We start from the raw sequence: 22,432 nt of genomic DNA on the forward strand, positions 1-22,432 counted from the left end.
TCAGGTACCTCGGCGTCGAGCTTGAAGATGCGCTGGTGATCGCCGAAGCTATCGAAATCTAAACCGCTGGGCCGTCGTCACAGACGGCCCATTCCTGCCGTTCGTCGTGTCATCCACCTACAACGCTGCTTCACTGAACCGGACATTGATGCTGGCGCAGCGCATCGAAACTCTGAATCGCCTTCAAACGGACCGCTCTGCCCCGAGCTAATAGGTCAGCACCTTTCTCTTGTCATTCAGCGAAACTGACGTATCTTCTTTGACAGGCGCTGCTCGCGCCTCCCCCCTCCGTTGGGAAAGCACACTTCATGCAGAGCACTCTGATCATCGAACCATCCGTTCGAGCACACATGAGGAGGGGTTGTGTAATTCGCTCGACCAGGAGGGTTTCGAATGAACCGACCAACTACGCCTATCTATGTTCTAAAGCGCCGTGCCAAAGAGCTATCCCGCGAACGCGGCATCCCGCTCCATGAGGCGCAAAAGCAGATCGCCAAACAGGAGGGCTTCGCGTGTTGGAGCTTGCTTGTCTCTCGCCCGACGGCGGCGTCCGTCGATACCAAGATCACGTCGCTTCCTGTCTCGCCTGCTGATCGAGCGGAAGCTATCGAGATTGCCAATTTCACCTTCGAGAAAGTCTTCGACCGGATCGAGCCGGACAATCCCACCGCGACGCGGGCTTTGTGGGATGCGGAAGACTATGTTGATAACAGATGGCTGGACGAGGGTATGCTGCCCATCGACCGAGATTATGCCCTGTCTTTGATCGAGGCGTTCCTTGTGCATCACGTAGTCGACCTTGCGGTGCAAGCCGACAAGAAGAGCGCATAAATCACGAAACCGATTCCGTACCCGGCAATTCCTCTGCTGGGTACGGTGCGCTTTCCAATCGGCCCATTGCTGCCCACTTGTGATAGGACATAAGCTGCAGCGCAGAATCATGGAACCTGACGTTCACCCCATTTGCCGTAACTCCGCCCATGGAAAGGAAACGCATAATGGGCCCGCTCCAACTTCTGCAACGATAAGGCTTACGCATGACGCTGTTTCTTGGTTACGACCCCGGTGGAAAAGGCAAGAACGGTGTAGCGGCCATTCGGATAGTTTCTAACGTGCCTAAAATCGTAGACACGGCTACTGTTCGAGATGCTGCCGAGGCACTGACTTGGCTAAAGGTCTATGCGAAATCAGCGGTTGGTATCGGCATAGATACCCTCTTAGCCTGGTCGCCTAAGGGCGGGCGGGCCTGCGATGATGCACTACGACGGAAATATGGCGGCAATTCGATTGTTGCTCAGAACTCCTTATACAGTTCCATGACCTTGAATGGTGCGATTGTGGCCAGGCGGCTTGGATTACCCGTCTACGAAAGCCACCCCAAGCTGATGCTCCGAGTATCCGGCGAGAATATCATCCGTGAGGTTTATCACGACGTAGCGTCCTCCACTGAAGCAGATCATGAGGGTGACGCTATCGTAGCGGCTTGGTGCGCGGCCATGGGACATTATCGAGAGTGGGCCTTTGATCTCTACGTCGACATCGAAGACGACATAGAACTCGTCGTTCCGGAAGCCCGCTACCCGTGGTTTGAGGCGGTCTAACGCGGGTCAGGCCTCGCAGCAGAAGGCCGCGGCACGAGCTTGATACGTCCGGCCCATACCGGCCTTTCGCTACACCATGCGCTGCCGCAGTGCAGCGATCAAGTTTATGAGTTCATATTCGCGGGGTGCCAACGCAACCCCTATTGCCCAGGTGACTAAAATTGAGTGCGAGGAAATGCCTCGAAACGTGCGTTCACCAACCTCAAGAATTGGCCGGCGACGCGTGAAGGCTGACGGGTCGCGGGAAGCAGCAGATCGTAGCGAAAGGGCTGGGCCGGTGACAGTGGTCGCACGACGCAGCGTCCGAGTTCCGCAAAATGTCTCGCAGTCACTGGCTCCACGATCGAAACTCCCGCGCCTGCCGCGACCATCTCGCAAATCGAAGCGGACAATTGCGCTTCGGCGACAATCCGGGGGCGGGCGTCGCGAAGTGATAGAAAGGCATCTGTCTCCGACCGTGTGCCAATTTCTGCCCCAAGTGCGATGAAGGGCCGTTGATCGAAGTCCTTAGGCTCAAGCACGGTTTTTCGTTCAAGCTGATGTCCGGGCGGAAGCACAGCCAGCATTGCCCCCGTAAACAGCGGACGGCGCAGAACGGCGGGATGATCATTATCCAGAGCTGCAAAGCCGAGGTCGAACTGTTGCGAACTGAGATGGCGTAGCACCGCTTGGGAACTGCGCGTGCGTAGTGACACGGCGATGCCCGGCTCTTCGGCGATAAACTCGGCGATAACATCGGGAAGGAACTTCAGCGCGAGGGCCGGCATTCCGGCGATGAGCAAGCTACCTGTCCGGAAATCTCGGATATCTTCGATCACCCGTGAAATTTCCGCCATGCCGACAAAAGATCGCTCGACCTCTTCATAGAGCGCCCGGGCTTCCGGAGTGGGCACGACCTGCCGCCCCTGGCGCTCAAACATCCCGAAACCGGCCGCATGCTCCAGATCTGCAATAAGCTTGCTGACAGAGGGCTGTGTCGTCCCAAGCACCTGCGCGGCGGAGGTGACCTTGCCGGTCTCCATCACAGCGCGAAAGGCTTCAATTTGTCGATGTGTGAGCCGGCCGATCATGGTGATATATAACCTCAGAGAATGAATAATGAAAATATTACGATTATTCTTATGTGATCAACCCTGCGATCTTGGACTCGGAGGAATCACATGCAGCACAGCGACCCTGAAATCACAATCGTCGGCGGCGGCCTTGTCGGCCTATCCGTCGCGCTCGGTCTGCTTTCGGCCGGAAGGCGAGTGCGGGTGCTGGACGGTGCTGACGGGGACGCGCGGGCTTCGCAAGGGAACTTCGGGCTTATCTGGGGACAGGGCAAGGGCTGGAATTTCGCGCCCTATGCGAACTGGACGATGGATGCGCTGGCCGCCTGGCCGGGTTTTGCGCGCCAGCTGAAGGAGCTTTCGGGCATTGATGTGGCTTTGGATCAGTCGGGTGGGTATGAGTTCTTTACCGATTCAGCCGAGATGGCCGGTTTTGCAGCGCAGCTTGAACAGCAGGCCGCCCACCTAAACGACCGTGCCAGCTTTGAAATTCTGACCGGAGATGACCTGCGCAGTCAATTGGGGGGCATCGGGCCGAAAGTCGTCGGAGCGAGTTTTTCGCCCCGTGACGGACATGTGAACCCGCTTCGCTTTCTTCGGGCCCTCCGCTGTTCCGTGCATGTCTTGGGCGGATGCGTGACCATGGGCGCGACAGTTTCCACGATCACGCCACAGCCGGACGGTGGCTTCTTGCTTACCTTGGCGAATGGTCAATCCCTTGGGGCCGAGATTGTTGTGCTTTGCGCCGGACTTGGCTCAACCGCTTTGGCCAGGGGGCTCGGGTTTGAGACTCAGGTAAGGCCGCAACGTGGCGAGCTCCTGATTACCGAAAAACTTGGGGATCGGTTACCGTTCCTTTCCAGCACCATCCGTCAGGTCGACGAAGGTGGTATCCAGATCGGTGGCACCAAGGCGGAAACAGGGATGGACGACAGCGAGAGCCTTGACGTCATGGCAGGCCTCGCGCGCCATGCGGTGACCGTGTTCCCCGCGCTTGAAGGCGTGGGGGTCGTCCGCGCTTGGGGCGCGCTGCGGGTAATGTCTCCTGACGGCTACCCCGTCTATGCCAAGTCTGCGGCGCACCCTGGCGCCTTTCTTGTGACTTGTCACAGCGGTGTCACGCTCGCACCTCTGCACGCCAGCGTCCTTGCCGAATGGATTCTGAACACATCTCCCACCCCTGATATGGAGGCTTTCGATGAGCGTCGCTTCGCGCTTTCGCACGCTGCCTGACACAGGAGACTGCGTGCAATTTTACCTTGACGATCTGCCGGTCACGGCCCCCGCCGGTGTGACGCTGGCGGCAGCGCTGTTGGCGCATTCGGGAGATTGGACGCGGCAAACCGCACAGGGCGCGCCGCGCACGGCGTTTTGCATGATGGGCATCTGTTTCGACTGTCTCGTGGACGTTGATGGCACGCCTAATACCCAGGCATGCATGACGCCGGTGCGCGAAGGGATGGTAGTGCGGCGCCAGTTGGGTCTGCGCAGCCTGAACGGCGGCTAACATGACTGATGTGGACCTCATCGTCATCGGGGCCGGACCAGCGGGCATGTCAGCGGCCGCTGTGGCGGCGGGCAGCGGACTTCGGGTGCTGATGCTGGATGAACAGCCGCAGGCCGGTGGGCAAATTTACCGCAACGTCGCGCAGAACCAGCGCCGCCGTAGTTGGCTCGGCACGGCCTATGCGCAGGGGGCGGGCCTTGTTGAGGCGCTTGAACATCCGAACATCGAGTTGCTGTCAGGCGCGACCGTTTGGAAGGTGGACAAGGGGCCGCGGGTTACGTGGTCGCGCGGCGGGGCGAGCCAGACATCCTCGGCGGCTCATGTGCTACTTGCGACCGGCGCGCAGGAACGTCCGGTGCCCTTTCCGGGCTGGACGCTTCCGGGCGTCATGCCCGCTGGTGCAGCACAGATCTTGATGAAAACCGCCGGCATGCTCCCCCAAAATGCCGTGCTCGCAGGTTCGGGACCGTTGCTCTACCTCGTCGCGGCACAGATGATTGATGCCGGCTGCGCGCCGCAGGCGCTTGTCGAAACACAGACCACTCGCGGACTGCTCAGCGCGATGCGGCATCTGCCCCGGGCGATGTTCGGGGCGGCGACCCTGTTGAAGGGACTGGGCCTGATCGCGAAGATCCGCCGGGCGGGCGTGCCGCGCTATACGGCTGCTTCGGACTTCCGAGCTACTGCGGAGAGGAGCGGTGATATCCGCTTTTCCTTCCGCGCCGCGGGAGAGGCACAATCTCTCATCTGCGGCCTGCTGCTGACCCACCAAGGGGTGGTGCCGGGAACGCATATCACGCGGGCGGCGGGTATTTCGCACAGCTGGAACAAGAATCAGGGCGCCTACCAACCCGAATGCGACCGCTGGGGCGCCACCAATCAACCCGGTCTGCATACCGCAGGCGACGGCGCCGGAATCGGAGGGGCGGAAGCCGCCGCGGCGGCGGGTGAACTGACGGCGCTGAACATCCTGCGTCAGCTTGGCAAATGCGACGCCGATGCGCGCGACCAGCGTGCGGCGAGTCCGCGAGCCGCCCTGTTCCGCGCCCGAGCCATCCGCCCGTTTCTTGATGCCGCCTATGCTCCCCCGGCAGAGATCCTCGCCCCGGCAGACGACACGATTGTTTGCCGCTGCGAGGAGGTTTCCGCCGGCGCTGTCCGTCAGGCGATAGGCGAAGGTCCTCACGGGCACCGGCAGATCAAGACCTCTTTGCGTTGCGGCATGGGGCCCTGTCAGGGCCGCATGTGCGACGCCACCCTACGCGGTCTCCTGAGCGCCGAAGCGAAGGGCAACCACCCGATCACGCCGCCGCGCGCGCGCAGCCCGATCAAGCCGATCGCCTTGGGCGAAATGGCCGCACTTTCACCCATCAAGGAGGACCCGGCATGAGCGCTCCCACCGCCCTGAAAATCAAGGATTTGCACAAGAGCTTCGGCTCCCACGAGGTCATTAAGGGTATCTCGCTTGAGGCACAGAAAGGCGAGGTCATCGCGATCCTCGGTGCCTCTGGTTCAGGAAAGAGCACGTTCCTACGCTGCATCAACCTGCTTGAGACCCCGAATTCCGGTGAGGTCTGGCTGCGCGGCGAACAGATGCGCATGACGAAGAACCGCCGGGGCGAGATCGTCCCGGCAGACCTGCGGCAGGTCGAGGGCATGCGCGCCCGTTTGGCGATGGTATTTCAGGGCTTCAATCTCTGGTCGCATATGACCGTGATGGACAACATCATGGAGGGCCCGCTTTACGTTCAAGGTATCTCGAAAACCGAGGCGCGCGGGAAAGCCGAGGCCCTGCTTGCAAAGGTAGGTCTGTCTGACCGGGCGGACTACTACCCGGCGCATCTTTCCGGTGGCCAGCAGCAACGGGTGGCGATCGCCCGGGCGCTGGCGATGGACCCCGACGTGATGTTATTCGACGAGCCGACCTCGGCCCTGGACCCCGAACTGGTTGGCGAGGTCTTGGGCGTCATGCGGGATCTGGCCGAAGAAGGTCGCACCATGCTTGTGGTGACCCATGAGATGGGCTTTGCCCGCGATGTCTCCACTCGAACCGTGTTCCTGCATCAGGGCGAGGTCTGCGAAGCGGGTCCGCCGGCAGAGCTGTTTTCCAACCCGCAAACCCCCGAGTTTCAAGCGTTCTTGTCACGCATGAACTGACCAACCACAGAGAGGACCAAACCATGTTTCGTAGAACCATACTGAGCACCGTCGCGGCCGCCGCACTGGCCGCCATCGCCTTACCGCTTGCCGCCCAAGACACGCTGCGCATCGGCGTCGAGGGGGCCTACCCTCCGTTCTCCTCCAAAGAGTCCGATGGCACGCTGGTGGGCTTTGACATCGACATTGCCAAAGCGCTCTGCGTCGAAATGCAGCGCGAATGCGAGCTGGTCGAGCAGGAGTGGGACGGCATGATCCCGGCCCTGAAGGCGCGCAAGTTTGATGCCATCGTCGCCTCCATGTCGATCACCGAAGAGCGCAAGCGCCAGATCGATTTCTCCGAAAAATACTACCAGACCCCGGCGCGACTGGTTGCCCCGAAGGATGCCGGTTTCGAAGGCACTCCCGATGGACTGGCCGGCAAGCGCATCGGTGTCCAGCGCGGTGCCACTCACCAGTGCTACGCCGAGAAGATGTTCCCCGAGGCCGAGATCGTGCTCTATGGCTCTCAGGACGAAGTGTTTCGTGACTTGGCGCTTGGCCGGGTGGACGCACAGCTGTCCGACAGTCTTATCGCGCAGGAAAGCTTCCTGAGTTCCGATGAAGGCGCGGACTACGCCTTTCTCGGCGGCGATCACACCGATGTCGACTGCTACGGTGAAGGCGTTGGCATCGCCGTGCGCAAGGGTGAGGATAAGCTGCGTGAAGACTTCAGCGAGGCCATCACTGCGCTCCGCGAGAACGGCACCTATGCCGAGATAAACGACAAATACTTCCCCTTCGACATCTACGGCGGTCGCCCTGAAGGGCAATGACCTGAAGAACAAGCTTTGCTTTGGGGCGGCAGAGCGCCGCCCTGATGATCCAACGGAGGACACGCGATGAACCTGCTCTTGGACTACCAAGACCAATTGATCGACGGCACGATCATGACCATCAAGCTGGCGTTGACATCGCTGGTGATCGCGCTGATCTTCGGCCTGCTGGGCGCTTGGGCAAAACTCTCACCCAATCGCGCGGCGCAGCGGCTGGCCGGCGCCTATACGACCGTCGTGCGCGGCGTGCCCGATCTGGTGCTGATCTTGCTGGTGTTCTTCGGCGGACAGGTGACCCTTAACAATCTCGGCGCGGCAACCGGGCTTTGGGGCTATGTGGAGGTCAGCCAGTTCGCGGCTGGTGCGGGCACCATCGGGGTGATCTTCGGCGCCTATTTCACCGAAACGTTTCGCGGCGCCATCATGGCCATTCCCCGTGGCCAGATCGAGGCGGGGATCAGCTGCGGAATGCGCAGATCGCTGATTTTTCGCCATATCATCTGGCCCTAGATGATCCGCTTTGCACTGCCGGGCTTCACCAACAACTGGTTGGTGCAGCTCAAGACCACGGCGCTGGTGTCGGTCATCGGGCTTCAGGATCTGGTTTACAATGCCTTCACCGCCGGCCGCTCGACCGGCCAGCTTTTCACCTTCATGGCGGCGGCCTTTGTTATCTATCTGCTGCTGACCGGCGTCTCCGATTTAGCTCTGCGCGCGCTGGAGCGTCATTACAACCGTGGCGTGGTGAGGGCGTGATCATGGAAACTGTGCTGACCTATATTCCACTCGATGTTGCCCTCATTGCTGCTAACTTCGACCGCTTCCTCTATGGCGTCTGGGTGACGCTCAATCTGACCTTCTTGTCGCTTGTGCTGGGTGGACTGTTGTCGATCCCTATGGCGATTGCCCGCGCTTCAGGGCATGCGGTCCTTAACCCGCTCGTCCAAGGTTACACCTATGTATTCAGAGGCACGCCGCTTCTGGTGCAGACCTATCTCATCTACTACGGCGTCGGGCAGTTCGAGGTGATCCGCCAAAGCTTTCTCTGGGACCCAATCCTGTCGTCGGCTTGGTGGTGCGCACTCATCGCCTTCACGCTCAACACTGCTGCTTACACGACCGAGCTACTGCGCGGCGCCATCGCAGATACGCCCAAGGGCGAGGTCGAGGCAGCCATCGCCACGGGACATTCCTATCGTTCGCGCATGCGTCGTATCATTCTGCCCTCGGCCTTTCGCCGCGCGATCCCGGCTTATTCAAACGAGGTCATCTTCATGCTGCACGGATCGGTCATTGCCAGCACGATCACGCTTCAAGACATCCTCGGCGTCGGGCGCTGGCTCAACGGGCGCTATTATCTCGCCTACGAAGGCTTCATCACCGCCGCTGTGCTTTATTTCCTGATCGTTCTTTGCATCACATGGATCTTCCGCAGCATCGAACGCCGCTATCTGCGCCATCTAACCCGCCGCGCGACGACTGCTTCATCCGATGCGGTCGCCCTTCCTACAGCTGAAAGAATATGACCATGATCGAACGCCACCAGACCAATCAGCGCATGAGTAGAATCGTCAAGCACAATGGGGTCGTCTATCTCTGCGGACAGGTCGGCGATGGTGCCACCGTTGCCGAGCAGACCGAAGATTGCCTTGGCCGCGTCGATAGGTTGCTCCGCGAAGCAGGTTCTTCGCGTGATCATATATTGCAGGCGATCGTCTGGCTGGCGGACATGGCTGACTTCGACGAAATGAACGCCGTTTGGGATGCTTGGGTGCCACGAGGATCTGCCCCGGCGCGCGCATGCGGCGAAGCCAAGCTGGCCGATGCAGACCTTAGGGTCGAGATAATCGTCACCGCCGCGGCGATTGAGTCATGACAAGTTTGCATTGTGACATACGCCACGTGCTGCACTAAGAGCCTATATCTAAGCAAACTGATACTTGACTAATTGCCAAAGAGCGAACTTGCGGTCGCAGCGAACTACCACTTTCCGCCCTTTCTCTCGGAAGTGGAAGGCAGTCGTTCACGGCCGGAAGCTGTCATTAACAGGGCTGTTTCGTGCCGCAGTGCAGCACGAAACAGCCTGCATCCATGCAAAGAACTTCTTTCAGCGAATAGAAGCGGACTGATTTGTGAAAACCGTAGCGTTGGCAGCCGACTTTTTCTTGGCCATCATGACATGGTTCTGAATTCAGCGGATGATCTTGAAATGCCGGACAAATGTGTTGTCATCGTAGGTGCAGGTGTCGCCGGCCTAAGCGCCGCGCGGGATCTTTCCAAACGCGGCTATCGCGTTTGTGTCCTTGAGGAAACAGACCATGTTGGTGGGCGTGTCGGGACACAGCAGGTGGGCGATCTGGCGTTCAACAGGGGCGCACGCCTTTTGTATTCATGTAGCAAACCGTTTTCTGCCTTGCTCGAAGAGTTGGGGCTTGCGGATAATCTGTCCCACGCGCGGCAATTGACCGCCAAGACCATCGGACGGGATGCATGCTGGGACGTCCATCTTATGCCCGGGCCAGCAAGCCTGTTTACACCCGGCCTCACATTCAAGGAACGATACCGGCTGGTGAGGCATGCCGTTCAGCTCTGGAAACTGCGCCGCCGAGCGGATCCTGACGATGCTACCAGCGTGCGCGAGGCGGACGATATTGCGCTGTCAGATTATATTCTTCAAACCCTCGGAGAAAATGCGCTGTCGCGACTGGTGGACCCGATATTCATCGGTGCGCGAAACTGGCTGCCGGACGACGTATCGGCCGCATTTTACCTCAGCACGATTCCGAATCTTTTTGGAACATCTGTGATGTCGTTGAAGCCTGATATGCAGGCCCTGCCGGATGCCATTGCCTCCGGCCTTGATATACAGACAAACGCGAGGGTCACGCGTATCACTCCCGGAAACCCCTGCGAGATCCAGATTCAAAGAGGGGGCGAAACCGAAACCCTTACCGCAGCCTATGTCATCTGTGCGCTGCCAGGCGATCTGGTTCCCGCGGTCATGCCGTCCCTTGCAGATGAGGACAGCCGGTTTTTCTCTCAGGTCCGGTATAGCTCTTACGGGGCGGTCCACTACCTTTTGGACTGCAAAAAGGAAGAATCCATGCAGTTCTATTCAAGGGACGCGGCACGGGGCGTCTCCCTGTTTCAGGCATCCCCCGCAGGCGAAAAGACCCAACTGTATGCGCAGCTTTCGCCCGACGCCGTTGCCCGCGCCCGCAACGAGGGGCGGACAGGTCAGTTGGATCAGATGATTGCAGAGCGCATGGCCGCGATCTGCCCGGAACTGGAAACGCATTGCATTGAACGTCACAACCAATGGATTGAACGGATGCTGCCGATGTTCCAACCGGGGTATTGCACCGCTCTGCGTGCCTTCCGGGAGCGCCGCAACAGCGCGCCACAGCGCGTCTATTTCTGTGGCGACTACCTCTATCAGGCCCTGCTTAACGGGGCCGTCGCCAGCGGACATGCCGCCTCAGGCAATCTTGTGCGCGACTGGACTTGACAGGCCGCCACACCCTTAGCCCCGAAAGGACAAGACCCTATGGAAAACCGTATCTTCTCAGGAGCGCCCGCAGAAGGCTTTGCCGGGTTTGCCCGCGCAGTAATTGACGTGGACCGCATCTATGTTTCCGGCACCTTGGGTGAAGATCCCGATACTGGTGATCTGCCTGATGATGTGGCGGAGCAGGCACGCAATGCCCTCAGTGCGATTGACGACACGCTGGTACAGGCGGGTGCCAGTATTCGAAATGTGGTCCAGGCCCGCGTTTATCTGACCGATGGCGCCGATCTGGGCGCGGTGGCATCCGTTCTGGGAGAAGTGTTTCGTGACATCCGGCCCACGAACACGCTGATTGTCTGCCAGATCCCGCGTCCCGGTGCAAAGGTGGAAATCGAAGTGACCGCATCTATAGCCAAAGGCTGACAGCGGGCTTAATACTTATGGGATGATCCCACCGAGTGAATACCCTTCCGTTCCAGATACCAAGCCTTCGGGCTTGTTTCGGGATATCCTCGGCGATGGCAGTAACTCACTGCTTCAGGTGTTCAGGACCGTTGAACAGGAGGGCAGTGGTTGGCCAACGCTGACCAACCGTTTGATGGACAGCCATTGCACAAACGTAGGCATTGAGGATCAAGATAGCAGGTTTCGCTGGCATTTCATGCGATTGGGGTGGGAGCTTTTATTCGTGACGACACGCGCAAATGTGCGTGAACCCCGCATCGAGACGGTCAAAGGCGAAGGTTTCGTTGAATTTCACTATATGCTTGAAGGGCCGGTCGCAGTTGGTATGACTGGGCAGCAAGATCCGGAAAGCAGTTTCCAAAGTGGTGATCTGTTTTGCTGTCGTCAGACCGAAGACGTTGACTATACCGTCTGGAGCGGACCCGGCGAACACCTCAAGATGTCGCTTTATGTCACACCGGCTTTCCTGACTGAATATACAGACTTCCCGTTCAGCCGCGCGGCGGGTCAGGCGCTGACGTCGCCGCCTGCCGGAATTTCCACGATGATCGAGACAACGCTTTCTGCGGACAGTCTCATGACCTTGCGGCGCATGATCAACTTCCAGGTAACGAACCGGCGCGATATGGTGACGCTGACCGGGCTTGTCCTGCAACTGGTCGGAGAATCCGTGGACTGCATAGATGCGGCGACAGAAAAGGAAAATCCGGTGCAGGATTTGTCGACCGCGGACGTTCGCATGATGGCCGAACTCCGGTCCCGGCTGCACGAGGACCTTGGTGAACATCTGACGCTGACCAGGTTGGCCAAGGAATTCGGCACCAACACGACCAAGCTGAAAAGCGGTTTTCGGCTTGTGAACGGGACGACCATTCACAAATACCGGACCGACATCCGCATGGAACACGCGCTCGCGCTGTTGCAACGGCGCGACGAACCAGTTGGGGCAATCGGACGTGCCGTGGGCTATGAACGTCAGGCCAGCTTTTCGTCGGCGTTCAAATCCTACTTCGGCGTCCCGCCAAAATCTGCACATCAAATACTCCGAAGAGACGGTGGGTTTCCGAAATGAAAAGACAAACGTCCTAATGCAATAGTCAACGCCTTCGCCAGCTGGGGCGGAGATCTGCTATGTTGTGCGTAATCGTCGGCCAGAGATTATCGGCCGTGTTCACGTTCAATGACAATGAGGTGCCCGACATGCGCAAGAAAATAGAAGTTACCAATCCCCGCACTGGCGAGGTCGACTACTACGTTCAGCCGCAAAGCCGGGAGGAGCTGGAAACTATTGCAGCCAAAATGCGCAAAGCCCAAGAGAACTGGGTACAGCTTTCTCTGGCCGCGCGGTGCGATGCAATGCTTGCGCTTTGTGACGCCGTTGAAAAGCACCGCGATGAGATCATTGGCAAACTGACGGACGACACCGGACGCTATGATATGTCGGTTGCCGAGTTGGAAGGGTTGAAGGGCATCACGCAGATGCGCTGTGCGACGGCGGCGGATGCAATGGCGCAAATCACCGGGCAATCCGGGTCCGATGCCAGCCTGAGGTTCCAGCAGCAATATGTGCCGCATGTGCTGGTGGGGATCATCTCACCGTGGAATTATCCGCTGATCCTGTGCATGATTGACGCCATTACCGCGTTGCTTGCCGGTTCTGCCGTGATGATCAAGCCAAGCGAGGTCACGCCGCGTTTCATCCCCACCTTCCGTACCGCCATAGCCGAAGTGGACGCCCTGCGCGATGTGCTTGTTCTTGTGGAAGGTGGTGTCGAGGTCGGGGGTGACGTGATTGATCTGACCGACACACTGGTCTTTACCGGCAGTGTGCCCACTGGCCAGATTGTGCAAAAGCGTGCCGCGGATCAGTTCAAAACTGCCTTCCTTGAGTTGGGGGGCAACGATGCGGCAATCGTTCTTGGGAACGCCGATGTGGACAACGCCGCCGAGATCATCGTGCGCGGTGCGGTAGAAAACAGCGGACAACTGTGTTGTGCGATTGAACGGGTTTACGTTGATGCTGACCTTGCAGACCGACTGACCGAGGCCGTCGTGGAAGAAATGCAAAAGCAGAAAATGAACACCGATGCGGCGGATTCCGGTCCGCTTGGCCCGGTCATTTTTCACAAACAGGCCGCAATCCTTCAGGATCAATTGGATGATGCGGTTGCCAAGGGGGCCAAAATCCTGACCGGCGGCAAGATCATCAATTCCAATGGCGGATTGTGGTGCGAACCGACTGTTTTGATCGACGTCGATCACACGATGAAAATCATGCAGGACGAAACCTTTGGTCCGATTGTGCCAATCATGCGGTTCAATGACACGTCCGAGGCCGTGCGCCTTGCCAATGAGACCATTTATGGCCTCAGCGCCACCGTGATCGGTGACGAAGACGAGGCCATTCGCGTGGGCGAACAGCTTAACGCCGGAGGCATCTGGATCAACGATTTCGACACCATGGGCGGTGTTTCGCAGGCCGAGAAAACAGCATTCGGCGCATCGGGGCTTGGTGGCAGCCGTTATGGTCCCGGCGGGTTCATGCGGTTCATGCGCAAGAAGGCGCTTGTCATTCGCTCACAAAAGACCGCTGCCTGAACCGGGGGGAGGATCGATATGCAACATCTACTCAAGAACCTTGAAGAACACGGTGATCTGAAGCACGTGGAACGGCAGGTTAATCCCGAATTCGAACTGGCCGCCGTAACCAAGGCACTTCAGGATAGCAGCAACGAAGTGGTGATGTTCCATGATGTTGCCGGCTCTGACATCCCTGTCGTGTCGAACATCTATGGCAGCCATGAAAGGTTGCTGCGGATGGTCGGTGCGGCGCCGGGCCAATCCTTCTGCGCAAGGTGGATCGAACTGACCGAAGCCTGCCTGGGTGCCAAGGACGAGACAGTCTATGTGCCAGCCAAGGCGGATGTCGATGGCGAATTCATCACTTGCAAGCTGAGCGATCTGCCTGCGCTGACGTGGCACGGCAGGGACGGTGGCGCTTATTTTACCTCGGCCGTTTATCTGGCAAACGATCCGGACACCGGCGTCCCGAATCTGTCATTTCACCGCTCCCAGCAGATCAGCGATGACGAACTGCGGGTGCGTCTGGGCGGGCCGCATGACCTGACCCAGTACCAGAAGCGGGCCGAGGCAAAGGGCGAGCCATTGGAGGCCGCGCTGCTGCTATCCTGCCCGCCGGAGCTGTTTCTGGGTGCCTGTGCCTCGCTGCCCATCGACGCCAGCGAATTGGCAATGGCCGCACAGATCCGGGGCGAAAAAATCGCCATGCGCAAGTGCAAAACAATCGGCCTTGAGGTGCCTGCAAGCGTGGACATCGTCGTCGAGGGCCGGTTCTTGCCCAACGAACGCCGTCCCGAAGGCCCGTTCGGCGAATTCATGGGGTTCTATGTTGAAGTTGGTGATAACCACGTCTTTGAAGTCACCCATGTTGAGCGCCGCCGTGATGCCGTGCTGCACGGACTGCTTTGCGGATCGAACGAAGATCTGCGCCCGCTGGAAGCGGTGATTGCGGCCAAGGTCTATGGCCATGTGTCTCGCATGGTGCCGGGGGTGCTGGACGTCAGCTGCAAGCCGAATGTGATGATCTCGATCATCAAGATCGACAAGCAGTATGAAGGTCACGGCAAACACGCGATCCTTGCAGCACTTGGCTCGCATCTGGATTACAACAAAGTCGTGATCGCGGTGGATTCCGATGTCGACATCTATAATCTGGATGATGTGATGTGGGCCTATATGACACGCGGACGCGCCGACACTCGCGCACAGGTTCTGCATGACTTCCCCGGCTTTTACCGTGACGAGAAGAAAGACCACTGGGGCCGCCTGACTATCGATGCGACAATGCCTTGGGGCCGCGAAGCGGAATTTGCCCGCAAATCCGTACCGGGGGTGGCCGATATCGATCTCACGCAATATCTGAAACCATGAGCGGAAAACGTATTATTGTCGGATTTTCCGGGGCCAGTGGCGCGATCTATGGCATCCGTGCGCTGGAGATGCTGCGCGCGGCGGGGGTGGAAACCCATGTGGTTGCCAGCCGTTCAGCGGAACTGACTCTGCGTGATGAACTGGACATCGGGATCCGCGATTTGGAACCGCTGTGCGATCAGTTGCACGCCATCGGCAATGTCGGCGCCACCATCGCCAGCGGCTCGTTTCCGGCAGACGGTATGATGATCACGCCTTGTTCGGTGCGGACGCTGTCGGAAATCGTGACCGGCGTCACGTCGACCTTGCTGACCCGTGCGGCGGATGTCACGCTCAAGGAACGTCGCCCGTTGCTGTTGATGGTGCGCGAAACGCCGCTGCATCTGGGACATCTGCGCAGCATGACGGCGGCCGCCGAGATGGGCGCGATTATCGCGCCGCCAGTGCCCGCGTTCTATGCGAAGCCCGATACGTTGGACGACATGGTGTCCTTCACCGTGGGACGGACGCTGGACCAGTTCGGCATCCGCGCGCCGATCCAACGTTGGGCGGGCTTGGGCAAATCCGCACCGCCGGCATGAGCTTCTTTGACGATCCGGCACTGGACAATCCGTTCTGGCAGTTCTCGCTAGACCGCTACTCCCGGCCCAGCGTGGCAACAGCTTGTCTGGACTTGCAAGACCGCACCGGCATCGATGTCAATCTATTGCTTTTTGCCCTCTGGCTTGGGCATGAGAGAGGCCGCATCACCAAAAGCCTTGTGGCGTTGGATGCTGTCGTCGATTGGCATGAAACAGTGGTGAAACCCCTGCGCCGCGCGCGGATCGCGCGACGCCCCCCGCCTGGAAATCCCGAAGACCCGGTCAGACAAGCGATCAAAGAGCTGGAGGTGCAAACCGAACAGATCGAACAGGCGATACTTTTTCGTATGGCACGGGATCTGGCGACTGAAGCGGGTGTGAACACTCACGCCGATATGATCCAAAATGCGCAACGTCTGATGCCCGTACTGGCAATGGAAGGCGATGCGCTGAACCGATTGGCTGCACTTTGCCTTTAGACTGAAAACCCCGGCAGGCCGGGGTTTTCACACTGTCGCTTTTAGCGAAAGTTCACCGTCTCGGCCTTGCCGTCGATGATCTCGATCTCGCGGAAGTTCCCGGCGCTTTCGCCGGAGCCGATCAGTTCGACCGCCGAGCCGCCTTCATAATCAATCTCGCCGCCTTCGCTCAGGATCTTCAGCGCCTTGTCCAATTCCCCAGGATAGATTTTTTCGCCCGGTGCGTTTGCCACATCAAAGAAGTGCGATTTATACTCGAATGCATCCGTAGACCCAGCCGCCTGCATCGCCAGAATCATCAACGCCGCCGCGTCATAGGTTTCGGGCGTATAGGCGGATGTGCCGTCAAATTCATTACCGACCATTTCCACAAGCATGTTGACGCCCGGGCTGTCTGTACCCGAAAACTGGCCGGTGGATCCATCGATAACAGTACCGAATTGTTCTTCCAGCGCGTCACCGATCATGGCGTCCGCGAAATGAAAGCGGTTGAAGGCACCGCTGTCCAGCGCTTGCTGGGTGATCGCCGCGCCACCCCGGTCGATATAGCCCACGACAACCAATACTTCGCCCCCCGCAGAAGCCAGCGCACCGACCTCTCCCGAATAGTCTGATTTTCCATCCTCATGCGATGCGGTTATTGTAACTTCGCCGCCTGCATCTTCGAAAGCGGTCTTGAAAGCATCCGACAGACCCTTGCCATAGTCATTGTTGGTAAAGGTCACCGCGACAGATTTCACACCCCGATCCGTGAGGATTTCCGACATGATCTCTCCTTGCCGCGTATCAGCAGGCGATGTGCGAAAGAACAATCCGTCATCCTCTACCGTCGACAGGGCCGGTGACGTGGAAGCGGGTGACACCATAGCGATGCCGTTGGGACGTGCCACACCTTGCAAGATCGCCGTAGTAACGCCGGAACAGGCCGCACCGACAATGCCCTTAACGCGATCTGATGTGACCAGGCGTTCCGCAGCTGCGGTTGCCGCGCTTGCGTCGATGCAAGTGCTGTCACCCCGGACCGGAGTAAGCGTGCTACCGTTTAGAAAAAGCTCTGTTTCGCTTGCCTCTTTCATGGCCAGTTCTGCCGCTGCGGCCATTTGCGGCGTCATTGACTCTACGGGCCCGGTAAAGCCCAACATCACGCCGATCTTGACTTCTTCGGCAAGAGCGGGCATCGCGAGCGCGGCGATGACGACTGCGGGTGCAACATATTTCATGTAGGTGTCCTCCAACTGTCTCTTATAAGGCATCGGTTAAGATGGCGATCAGGGCTAATGTATCGAGCCCGATAAGGAAGACTAAAATCACCAGTTAATTTCGTAAGCCCTCTGGCTTCTTTGAACGGTCGTCAAATTTGCGAATAAGGGCCTAACATCTTGGATCAGAGTTACCTTGGGGTCGATAATTCCAGAGCCATCACCTCGGCATTTCTAATGGAGACTTCTTCCCCGTTTTTTGGCAAATTGTGCGCGCCGCGGCGAAAGTCCGGTTTCCGCCTTTAGCCGACCTTGATGATGTCTGCAGCGAATGACGGCTTCGAGCCCCAGCTGACCGCATGAGGGACGGAGTTCTTCGCGGTTGCGCCAAAAGCTTGGCCGGCACGGTCGACCCTTAGCAGATCTTCACCGATTATACCTTATGATACGGTGCGGCACGCCAAACCGGACTTTGCCCACACCCATTATTGAGAAGTTATAGAAACCGTAGCGTCTACCGAAATGCATTAAAGGTCGGAAACTGGCCAAGTGAAACGTGCTGCCACGCTGTTCGGCATCTCAAGATGTTTATGCACCAGGTTCTTCGCCGGCGTTGTTTCCACCGTCTTTATGGCCAAACAACGCGGCACCCTGATGGGCATTATCTGAGGTTTCAAACTCAAGGCTCGAGTGGGTGATGCCGAAGTCATCCGCGAGCTTTTTCTTGACCGCCTGCTTTACAGCTTCAAAGTCCGTCCAATCTCGCCCCATCAACACTACATGACAATCAAGCGCCACCTCATGCTCCTGCATCTGCCAGAGATGGACGTGATGCACATCCCGGACCCCATCGACATCAGTCATCGCGTCGACCACTGCGCCTGCATCCATGTCAGGCGGGCTACCCAGCATCAGCATACGGATCGGACCGCCGATTTCAGTGAGTGCCAGATAAAGGATATAAAGCGCGATACCGATGGTGATCGCGGGATCAACCCAACGCAGGTCGTAAAGGATGATGAGCGTGCCGCCGATAATCACCGCGACCGAGGCCAGAGCGTCTGACAGGTTATGCAAGAACAATGCCCTGATGTTCACGCTACCCCTTTGCATCGAATAGGTCAGCAGCGCCGTCATCGTATCAACCACCAGCGCGACCCCGCCCAGAATGACCACCGTCCAGCCCGCCACTTGCGGCGGATCAATCATGCGCATCCCGCCCTCGTAGATCAGATAGACCCCGACAAGAATAAGCGTGGTGTAGTTGATCAGCGCGGCAACGATTTCGATCCGGCCATAGCCAAAGGTCATCCGCGCATCTGCCGGACGCCGTGCGATTTTGCGAGCCACAAAGGCGATCACCAAGGAGGCCATGTCTGAAAAATTGTGAAGCGCGTCCGCGATAAGGGCGAGCGACCCCGCAAAGACACCGCCCACGATCTGCGCCACAGTCAGAAGGGCATTCGCCCAGATGGCCAGTGATACTCTGCGGTCCCCGCTTTCGGGGTCAATATGGGCGTGATCATGCGCCATGCGCGCTTCCTGCTTGTTTGGTCCAAGTCCGCTGCGATTTAGGCAGCCTCGTAGCTTGTGAACACCTCGCTGTTGCCATCGCGAGCAATCAGATAGACATCATAGGCGTCGCGCTCACTCTCCGGCCCCATCCCCGGCGAACCATAGGGCATCCCCGGCACGGCAAGGCCGATGGCATCCGGGCGCTCGGCAAGCAATTTACGGATGTCGGCGGGCGGGACGTGCCCTTCGATCATATAGCCGTCAATCTTTCCGGTGTGACAAGAGGCCATGTCCTGCGGGATGCCGTTGTCTTGCTTGTATTTGATCAAGAGCGTTCCCAAGCTGCGCTCGGTCGTCACGGCAAAACCCTCGTTCTCCAGAATCTCGATCCACGCCGAACAGCAGCCGCAGTTGGGGTCTTTCATCACGTGGATGGCGGGCTTGTCTTCGGCCCATGCCGCAAATGGTGCGGCGGCGGCAAAGCTTGCGGAACAGGCCAGCAGGCTGCGTCGTGTGAGGGTCATGTAAAATCCTTCCAAAGGTTCAGACTGTCGTTTCGTTGGTTGCATGGGTTGTAGGGCGGCAACCGGGCTCGGCCAACCGCTCGGCGGTAGTTGACCGGAAAAACAGCAGCCGCAGGGCGTTGAGCGTTACCAGAACAGTCGCGCCAGTATCCGCCAGGATCGCAATCCAGAGGCCGGTGATGCCAAGCACCGTGGTGACAAGGAACACGGCTTTCAGCCCAAGCGCGATGGCGATGTTCTGCCGGATATTGCCCATCGCGGCGCGGGCGAGACGGATCTGGCCGGGCACATCTGTCACCCGGTCACGCAAGATCGCGGCATCGGCAGTCTCGAGCGCCACATCGGTGCCGGAGCCCATTGCGACGCCCACGTGCGCTGCGGCCAATGCAGGGGCATCATTGATGCCGTCGCCGATCATCATGACCTTCGCCTCAGCCGTGAGGTTTTGAATGGCCGCAACCTTATCCTCCGGCATCAATTCAGCGCGGTGGTCGATGCCCAGCCCCTCTGCAATGGCCGCAGCGGTGCGCCGGTTGTCCCCGGTGAGCATCACCGATGAAATACCCAAAGCGTTCAATTGCGCCACTGCTTCTGCCGCATCGGCGCGGGGTTCATCGCGAAGAGCAACGAGGCCTTGGGCCTCGTTATCGCGCAAGACAATCACCACGGTCTTGCCCTGCGCTTCGAGCGTCTCGACCCGGGCGCGCAAAGTCTCTGACAGCGCCCCGCGTTCTGCCGCCAAACGCGGCGAGCCGACGCAGATGGTTGCCCCCGCGATCACCGCCTCGGCCCCTTTGCCGGGCAAGGCGCGGGACTGTGTCGCTGCGGCGGGGTCGATGTCGCGTGCCTCAGCCGCACCGCAAATCGCTTGGCCGAGCGGGTGGCTCGCACCGTTCTCAACTCCAGCGGCGAGGGCCAGAAGATCGGCTTCATTTCCCACAAGCACCTGAACATCAGTTACGCGGGGCTTGCCGTGGGTCAGCGTTCCAGTCTTGTCAAAAACCACATGGGTGACCCGCGCCGCCGCTTCGATCACTGCGCCGCCCTTCATCAGCAACCCGTTGCGCGCCCCGGTGGACAGGGCCGAGGTGATCGACGCAGGCACCGAGATCACCAGCGCGCAGGGGCAGCCGATCAGCAACAGAGCCAGCGCCCGATAGATCCATTCGCCCCAGGCGCCACCAAAGACAAGCGGCGGCACCACGGCCACTAAAGCGGCCATACCGACCACGGCAGGCATGTAGACGCGGCTGAACCGATCGATGAAGCGCTCGGTCGGCGCGCGGGCGCTCTCGGCCTCTTCCACCAGCCGCACAATACGCGCGATGGTGTTGTCCGCCGCAACCTTTGTGACTCGGATGCGCAGCAACGCTTCTGTGTTGATCGATCCGGCAAAGACATCCGCACCCGGCTCCTTAAGGCGCGGCACGCTTTCGCCGGTAACGGGGCTTTCGTCTACGCCCGAAGTTCCGCTGACCACCTCGCCGTCACAGGGCACCCGGTCCCCGGGGCGCACCTGCACAATCTGGCCGACGCTGAGCGCCTCTGCCGCCACCTCCCGCGTCTTGTTGCCCACCTCAAGCCGCGCCGTTTTCGGCACCAGCTTGGTCAGCGCACGGATGCTGTTGCGGGCCTTCCCGGCAGAGACACCTTCCAACAATTCGCCCACGGCAAAGAGAAAGACCACCAGCGCGGCTTCTTCCGGCTCTCCGATCACAAGCGCGCCACTGGCGGCGATGGTCATGAGCATTTCGATTGTAAAGGGCATGCCCACCCGCGCCATGGCAAAGGCCCGGCGCGCGACGGGAATAAGCCCGATCAACGTGGCGATGACAAAGCCCCAATGCGAAACCTCAGCAGGCAGGACAAGCCGCGAGGCCCATGCCATTGCGAGCAGAGCGCCGCTGCCGAGGACCAAGCGGCCTTTCGCGGTTTGATACCAAGCGGGGTCTGGCATCTCTTCGGGCGCATGCGCTTGAGGTGATGCCGCTGTCCCACCGATCACTGCATCGTCCGGCAGGATGAAACCGCCCTTCGGCCTCTCTGCCTGTGCCCCCTTTGGAGAGATGCCAAAACCGATGCCGCGCACGGCCTTCTCGATCCGCTCGGGCGAGGTCTCATTCTTATCCAGCGTCAGGCACAGCCGTTCTGACATCAGCGCGACATCGACATCCGCGACCCCGGGCAAGCGCTCCACCGCGCCGCGCACCTTGGCCGCGCAGGCGCCGCAGTCCATCCCCGTGACGCGCCATTCCCGTTGTGCTGTGCTCCCGTCCGTCATGTCTGCTTCCAATCCGATTCACCGTCAGACACAGAGATACGACCTACAGCAACTGTAGCTTCAAGTGGTTTGTTTAACTTTTCTTCTCCCGATCATCCTTCTTTGCAATAGGCTGCGAGAATGGCCGCGTGGCGGAACGTGATACAACGATTTGCAGAAATCTCAGCGTTGAGTGTCATCCAGTTCACGAACTGCCGGCTTGTGCGACACCCTTCAAAAAACCTACAGAGACTGTAGAATGAAAGGGGTCAGATATGCTCGCGATCGGCACACTCGCAAAACGGACCGGCACCAAAGTGCAGACGATCCGGTATTACGAACAGATCGGTCTGATGCCCGAGCCCGGCCGGACCGAAGGCGGCCAGCGGCGTTACGGCGATGCTGAGTTGGACCGCCTCTCCTTCATCCGCCATTCCCGCCAGCTCGGCTTTTCGCTCGAGGCGATCCGAGAGTTGTTGGACCTCTCAGACACGCCAGACCGGTCCTGTGCGCAGGTCGATGCCATCGCCCAAAGGCAACTTCGCGACGTCGAGGCGCGGCTGGTGCGGCTCGAGGCCCTCCGCGTTGAATTGCTACGCATGATCGGTGCCTGCAATGCGGATCGGGTGGCTGATTGTCGCATTCTTGAGGTGCTGCGCGACCATGAGGAATGTCTTGCCGATCACGGGCCCACCGCCTGATGCCCGCTGCCCCCCCTCTATCCGCTTGCGGCATTGGCAAATACATTAGGGTGTTTCCCGGTCTGAGAGTTGCAAGAGGTTGCCGCTGTAGCTGGTGTCAGGGCTGCTGAGCCTGCT

24 protein-coding genes are annotated in these 22,432 nt (G+C 59.2%); 19 read left to right on the forward strand and 5 right to left on the reverse strand.

Going from position 1 to position 22,432, the window contains the following annotated elements; translation table 11 throughout:
* Nucleotides 1-393: 393 nt before the first annotated feature.
* Both ACGYLC_RS16265 and ACGYLC_RS16270 read left to right on the forward strand, forming a co-directional pair.
* Nucleotides 394-831: a hypothetical protein gene (locus ACGYLC_RS16265; RefSeq protein WP_394423924.1), complete on the forward strand. Its 438-nt coding sequence runs from the start codon at nucleotides 394-396 to the stop codon at nucleotides 829-831.
* 206 nt (nucleotides 832-1,037) lie between these two features.
* Nucleotides 1,038-1,601, forward strand: a complete 564-nt coding sequence (locus ACGYLC_RS16270) for a hypothetical protein (protein ID WP_271689117.1) — start codon at nucleotides 1,038-1,040, stop codon at nucleotides 1,599-1,601.
* Nucleotides 1,602-1,756: 155 nt separating this feature from the next.
* Here ACGYLC_RS16270 and ACGYLC_RS16275 read toward each other — a convergent pair whose 3' ends face one another.
* The gene (locus tag ACGYLC_RS16275) at nucleotides 1,757-2,671 is read right to left on the reverse strand and encodes a LysR substrate-binding domain-containing protein (RefSeq protein WP_271689116.1); all 915 of its coding nucleotides are present in this window, start codon (nucleotides 2,669-2,671) and stop codon (nucleotides 1,757-1,759) included.
* Between the two features lie 90 nt (nucleotides 2,672-2,761).
* Between ACGYLC_RS16275 and ACGYLC_RS16280 the strand changes: the two genes are divergently transcribed.
* The 16 genes from ACGYLC_RS16280 (at nucleotide 2,762) to ACGYLC_RS16355 (ending at nucleotide 16,116) form a co-directional block, all read left to right on the forward strand.
* Nucleotides 2,762-3,886: an NAD(P)/FAD-dependent oxidoreductase gene (locus ACGYLC_RS16280; protein WP_394423925.1), complete on the forward strand. Its 1,125-nt coding sequence runs from the start codon at nucleotides 2,762-2,764 to the stop codon at nucleotides 3,884-3,886.
* A gap of 13 nt (nucleotides 3,887-3,899) precedes the next feature.
* On the forward strand, nucleotides 3,900-4,160 hold the full coding sequence (locus ACGYLC_RS16285) for a (2Fe-2S)-binding protein (RefSeq protein ID WP_394423927.1): 261 nt from the start codon (nucleotides 3,900-3,902) through the stop codon (nucleotides 4,158-4,160).
* 1 nt (nucleotide 4,161) lies between these two features.
* Entirely contained in the window at nucleotides 4,162-5,550 is a 1,389-nt protein-coding gene (locus ACGYLC_RS16290) for an NAD(P)/FAD-dependent oxidoreductase (protein ID WP_394423929.1), read from the forward strand.
* Nucleotides 5,547-6,317, forward strand: coding sequence for an ABC transporter ATP-binding protein (locus tag ACGYLC_RS16295; protein WP_394423931.1), 771 nt, complete (start codon nucleotides 5,547-5,549; stop codon nucleotides 6,315-6,317). Before ACGYLC_RS16290 ends, ACGYLC_RS16295 begins: the two co-directional genes overlap by 4 nt.
* 23 nt (nucleotides 6,318-6,340) lie before the next feature.
* Nucleotides 6,341-7,132, forward strand: a complete 792-nt coding sequence (locus ACGYLC_RS16300; RefSeq protein ID WP_394423932.1) for an ABC transporter substrate-binding protein — start codon at nucleotides 6,341-6,343, stop codon at nucleotides 7,130-7,132.
* Between the two features lie 66 nt (nucleotides 7,133-7,198).
* Nucleotides 7,199-7,642 carry an ABC transporter permease subunit gene (locus ACGYLC_RS16305; RefSeq protein ID WP_394423934.1) on the forward strand — a complete coding sequence of 148 codons (444 nt, stop codon included), beginning with the start codon at nucleotides 7,199-7,201 and terminating at the stop codon, nucleotides 7,640-7,642.
* Nucleotides 7,643-7,888, forward strand: coding sequence for a hypothetical protein (locus ACGYLC_RS16310; RefSeq protein WP_394423936.1), 246 nt, complete (start codon nucleotides 7,643-7,645; stop codon nucleotides 7,886-7,888).
* 2 nt (nucleotides 7,889-7,890) lie between these two features.
* On the forward strand, nucleotides 7,891-8,658 hold the full coding sequence (locus ACGYLC_RS16315) for an ABC transporter permease (RefSeq protein WP_173487995.1): 768 nt from the start codon (nucleotides 7,891-7,893) through the stop codon (nucleotides 8,656-8,658).
* 2 nt (nucleotides 8,659-8,660) lie between these two features.
* Nucleotides 8,661-9,008, forward strand: a complete 348-nt coding sequence (locus ACGYLC_RS16320) for a RidA family protein (protein ID WP_394423938.1) — start codon at nucleotides 8,661-8,663, stop codon at nucleotides 9,006-9,008.
* Nucleotides 9,009-9,311: 303 nt separating this feature from the next.
* On the forward strand, nucleotides 9,312-10,640 hold the full coding sequence (locus tag ACGYLC_RS16325; RefSeq protein ID WP_276155019.1) for an NAD(P)/FAD-dependent oxidoreductase: 1,329 nt from the start codon (nucleotides 9,312-9,314) through the stop codon (nucleotides 10,638-10,640).
* 39 nt (nucleotides 10,641-10,679) lie between these two features.
* Nucleotides 10,680-11,063, forward strand: a complete 384-nt coding sequence (locus ACGYLC_RS16330) for a RidA family protein (protein WP_394423939.1) — start codon at nucleotides 10,680-10,682, stop codon at nucleotides 11,061-11,063.
* A gap of 22 nt (nucleotides 11,064-11,085) precedes the next feature.
* The gene (locus ACGYLC_RS16335; RefSeq protein ID WP_394423941.1) at nucleotides 11,086-12,177 is read left to right on the forward strand and encodes a helix-turn-helix transcriptional regulator; all 1,092 of its coding nucleotides are present in this window, start codon (nucleotides 11,086-11,088) and stop codon (nucleotides 12,175-12,177) included.
* Between the two features lie 128 nt (nucleotides 12,178-12,305).
* Complete coding sequence (locus ACGYLC_RS16340) at nucleotides 12,306-13,703, forward strand: aldehyde dehydrogenase family protein (protein ID WP_394424067.1); 1,398 nt, start codon at nucleotides 12,306-12,308, stop codon at nucleotides 13,701-13,703.
* Between the two features lie 18 nt (nucleotides 13,704-13,721).
* Nucleotides 13,722-15,056: a UbiD family decarboxylase gene (locus ACGYLC_RS16345; RefSeq protein ID WP_394423943.1), complete on the forward strand. Its 1,335-nt coding sequence runs from the start codon at nucleotides 13,722-13,724 to the stop codon at nucleotides 15,054-15,056.
* Nucleotides 15,053-15,637, forward strand: a complete 585-nt coding sequence (locus tag ACGYLC_RS16350) for a UbiX family flavin prenyltransferase (RefSeq protein WP_394423945.1) — start codon at nucleotides 15,053-15,055, stop codon at nucleotides 15,635-15,637. Before ACGYLC_RS16345 ends, ACGYLC_RS16350 begins: the two co-directional genes overlap by 4 nt.
* Nucleotides 15,634-16,116: a TIGR02444 family protein gene (locus ACGYLC_RS16355; RefSeq protein WP_394423946.1), complete on the forward strand. Its 483-nt coding sequence runs from the start codon at nucleotides 15,634-15,636 to the stop codon at nucleotides 16,114-16,116. The genes ACGYLC_RS16350 and ACGYLC_RS16355 overlap by 4 nt, the downstream gene beginning before the upstream one ends.
* A gap of 41 nt (nucleotides 16,117-16,157) precedes the next feature.
* On the opposite strand, the gene ACGYLC_RS16360 is transcribed toward ACGYLC_RS16355, so the two are convergent.
* From ACGYLC_RS16360 to ACGYLC_RS16375, 4 genes are all read right to left on the reverse strand, one after another.
* Nucleotides 16,158-17,336 (reverse strand): ABC transporter substrate-binding protein, encoded by a 1,179-nt coding sequence (locus tag ACGYLC_RS16360; protein ID WP_394423948.1) that lies wholly within the window; start codon nucleotides 17,334-17,336, stop codon nucleotides 16,158-16,160.
* 567 nt (nucleotides 17,337-17,903) lie between these two features.
* Entirely contained in the window at nucleotides 17,904-18,848 is a 945-nt protein-coding gene (locus tag ACGYLC_RS16365) for a cation diffusion facilitator family transporter (protein ID WP_394423950.1), read from the reverse strand.
* 38 nt (nucleotides 18,849-18,886) lie between these two features.
* Nucleotides 18,887-19,354 (reverse strand): DUF411 domain-containing protein, encoded by a 468-nt coding sequence (locus ACGYLC_RS16370; RefSeq protein WP_271693710.1) that lies wholly within the window; start codon nucleotides 19,352-19,354, stop codon nucleotides 18,887-18,889.
* Nucleotides 19,355-19,373: 19 nt separating this feature from the next.
* Nucleotides 19,374-21,635 carry a heavy metal translocating P-type ATPase gene (locus tag ACGYLC_RS16375; protein ID WP_394423951.1) on the reverse strand — a complete coding sequence of 754 codons (2,262 nt, stop codon included), beginning with the start codon at nucleotides 21,633-21,635 and terminating at the stop codon, nucleotides 19,374-19,376.
* A 254-nt stretch (nucleotides 21,636-21,889) separates the two neighbouring features.
* Between ACGYLC_RS16375 and ACGYLC_RS16380 the strand changes: the two genes are divergently transcribed.
* On the forward strand, nucleotides 21,890-22,315 hold the full coding sequence (locus ACGYLC_RS16380; RefSeq protein WP_243265542.1) for a helix-turn-helix domain-containing protein: 426 nt from the start codon (nucleotides 21,890-21,892) through the stop codon (nucleotides 22,313-22,315).
* Nucleotides 22,316-22,432: the final 117 nt, after the last annotated feature.

The organism is Sulfitobacter sp. 1A12157 (genome assembly GCF_043557345.1).
GTDB lineage: Bacteria > Pseudomonadota > Alphaproteobacteria > Rhodobacterales > Rhodobacteraceae > Sulfitobacter.